The sequence below is a fragment of the Acidovorax sp. KNOB132 genome, from assembly GCF_057541515.1.
In genome coordinates this window covers 1-2879 of the sequence record NZ_BAAJYT010000360.1, presented here as the reverse complement: position 1 = coordinate 2879, position 2879 = coordinate 1, and the positions used below count along the sequence as shown (strand labels likewise).

Here is a 2879-nt window from a genome sequence, read left to right as displayed (position 1 = left end):
GGGGGAATGCGGCGGGCGCGGGGCCGCGCCGGCCCCGCGTGGCTCAGTACCGGTTCGGGTTGTCCGGGCGGCGGTCCTGGCGGTTGGGCACGCCGTCGCCGTCGCGGTCCCAGCCGCCGCGGCGCATCTCCCAGCGGCCGTCGTGCTGCACCCAGGCCGGCTGGCGGTAGACATAGCCGGGGCGGGCGCGGACCCAGTGGCCGGCCACCCAGACATGGCGATGGCCGCGCCATTCCCAATGGCCCGTCTCCCACACCATGCCGCGGCGCGGGGGCGGCACGGCTTCCCGGCGGGGCGGGGGCGGTGCCTGGTACTGCACCATCACGGGTCCGGGCTGCTGGTACACCGGTCCGCCAGACTGCACGATCACGGTGGCACTGGTGGCCGCCCGTGCCACGGTGGTGACGGAGCCCATCGCGGCGAGGGCCAGCGTGGCGGCGGTGAGGGCAATGGTCTTGCGGGTCATGACGATCTCCTTTGGAAAAGCGCTGTGTGTTTTTTTCAGCACCTCCATCGTGATCCTCCAACGTCAAGCCGGTGTCGCCGCAGCGCGAAGTGTTGTGACCGGGTGTTTCCGGCCGGGCAGGGGCGAGCGCCCGCGCCTTACCGGGCGGCGTAGCGCGCCAGCAGGGTGCGCACGATGCGCCGGTGGAACGGAACGACCAGCGCCATGTAGACCCGGCCCAGCGTGTTGTGCACATGCACCACGGTGCTCAGGGCGATGCGGGGCGGCCCCTCCGCCGGTTGCCGCTTGGTCAGCGACACCTGCACGTCGAGGTGGCGGTCGTCCTGGCCCATGACCACTTCGTCCTCGGCCAGGTGCCGGATCCGGAAGATGCCCACGCGGTCGCCCACCCGGTAGCTGGCGGCGTCGCGCAGCGGGTGGGCGGCATCGCCACCGAGCGCTCCCAGGTCCTTCAGGCCTGCCAGCCGCACCAGCCGGTTGCGCAGCGCCATGAGCCGGTTCGTCCAGCCGGGCACGTGGGCCAGGGTGGACAGCCAGGCCTGCAGCGCGTTGCCCGCGGGCTCGGGGTCGGTGGCTTCATAGCTGTCGGCGAAGTAGGCACCGGGCAGCGCCGATGCAATGGCGCTGCCGGGTGGCACCGCGACGGCGGTGATTGTTGGAGGATGGGGCATGGGGTGCATCGGGTGCTGGGGCGGTGGGCTGGAAACGAAGGGCAGCGCGGCTCAGCGCCGCATGCTGGTGAACACGTCGAACTCCCAGCTGCGCAGCGCCAGCAGGACGGTGTAGCCCTCGCGTTCGCGCTCGGGCATGCGCTGGTCGGCCAGGTGCTGCTGCGCGAAATCGTGCGCCACGCGCTGCATGCGCTCCCAGAAGGCCGGCGCCAGGCTGCGGCTGATCGCACCGTGCACCAGCAGCACGCCTTCGCCCGGGCCGTCGAAGCTGCCGGCGAAATAGTCGAGCAGCGCATGGTCGCGAAAGTAGTGCATCACCGGGCCATGGGAGCGCCAGCGGAAGGTCTTGGCGAGCTTGAGGCGGTAGCGGTTCAGGGGGCGCAGTTCGATGATGCCGATGCGGTCGAGCTGCGCGAGGTACTTCACGCCCTCGGCCTCGCTCAGGCGGTAGGTGGTCACGATCTGCTCCAGGGTCCACTGGCTCAGCACGCAGATGGCCATGAGCATCAGCTTCTTGTCGGCCACCACGGCCGTTTCCTGCGCCTGGCTCAGTTCCTTGAGCAAGGGCTGGCTGTCGGCCACGCGCCGCGCCAGGTCGGCGAAGTCGAGGGCCAGCGCCCGGCAGATCGCATCGATGCGCGACAGCGGCATGTCGCCCTTGGCCAGCATGCGCTTGACGCTGGACTCGGCCATGCCCAGGGCCTGGGCCAGGTCCGCATAGGTCATCTGCGCGGATTTGAGTTCCTTCTTGAGGGCGGCAACGAGGTCGGCGGTGGTGCTCATGGGTATCGATTATGGATACCCGGCGTGGCTGGCGATGGGCCTGGGCGCGTTTCGTGCGCCCTGGTGTGGCCAGGGTGGAGAGACTGCGTTCCAGTCCCCTTCCCGTCCCCCGTTCCATCCCGCTGCCTTCCGGAGTTTCGTCCATGCCGTTGTCCACCCGTTCTTTTTCCCGCGCCTTCCTCTCGCGTCCGGCCCCGGCCGAATGGGCCTTGTATGGCGCCCTGGCGGTGCTGGCCGCCGTGGGCGCCTGGGGCCCGCAGGTGGCGGCGGACCCGCACCAGCATGCCTTTGCCGACCAGCGCACGCTGTGGGGCATCGCGCATGCGATGAACGTGCTCACCAACCTGCCGTTCGCCCTCATTGGGCTGCTGGGCGTGCGGCGCCTGGTGCAGTGGGTGCGCAGCGGCAAGGCTGGCGGGTGCGGCGAGGGGGTGGTGCAGGCGGCCGGCACCGGCCGCACCACCACGGCGGTGATGGCGGCGATCTTCTTCTCGGGTTTGCTGCTCACGGCCGGCGCCTCGGCGCTGTACCACGCGGTGCCGCACGACATCACGCTGCTGTGGGACCGCATGGGCATGCTGGTGGCCTTCACCGGGCTGCTGGGCCTGGCGGTCGATGGGCGCATGGGTGCGCGGCCCGCCTGGGTGCTGGCCTGTGTGGTGCCGCTGGCGGGCGCGTTGTCGCTGCGGGCCTGGGGCATGGCGGGGCAGGTGCTGCCCTGGGGCGTGCTGCAGGGCGGGGGCATGCTGCTGGTCGCGGCGCTGGCGATGGTGCCGGCGCGGTCCAGCCGGCCGCCCCTGTCGCTGGTGGCCGTGATCGGCTGGTATGCCCTGGCCAAGCTGCTGGAGCTGGGCGACCACGCGGTGTTCGGCTGGACGGGCGGCTGGGTGTCGGGCCACAGCCTCAAGCACGTGGCGGCGGCCCTGGCCGCATGGCCGGTGATCGCAGCGCTGGCACCG

At 71.3% G+C, this 2879-nt stretch carries 4 protein-coding genes; 1 reads left to right on the top strand and 3 read right to left on the bottom strand.

Features of this window, described 5'->3' with window-relative positions:
- Positions 1 to 43 precede the first annotated feature (43 nt).
- The 3 genes from AC27IO_RS22425 to AC27IO_RS22415 form a co-directional block, all read right to left on the bottom strand.
- A complete protein-coding gene (locus AC27IO_RS22425; protein WP_272566806.1) occupies positions 44 to 466 on the bottom strand; it encodes a YXWGXW repeat-containing protein in 423 nt (140 codons plus the stop codon).
- Positions 467 to 603: 137 nt separating this feature from the next.
- Positions 604 to 1137, bottom strand: coding sequence for a DUF2867 domain-containing protein (locus AC27IO_RS22420; RefSeq protein WP_498740847.1), 534 nt, complete (start codon positions 1135 to 1137; stop codon positions 604 to 606).
- Positions 1138 to 1188: 51 nt separating this feature from the next.
- The gene (locus tag AC27IO_RS22415) at positions 1189 to 1920 is read right to left on the bottom strand and encodes a helix-turn-helix domain-containing protein (RefSeq protein ID WP_498740845.1); all 732 of its coding nucleotides are present in this window, start codon (positions 1918 to 1920) and stop codon (positions 1189 to 1191) included.
- A 143-nt stretch (positions 1921 to 2063) separates the two neighbouring features.
- Between AC27IO_RS22415 and AC27IO_RS22410 the strand changes: the two genes are divergently transcribed.
- Positions 2064 to 2879 (top strand): hypothetical protein (locus AC27IO_RS22410; RefSeq protein WP_498740843.1); only part of this gene is annotated, 816 nt, incomplete at its 3' end.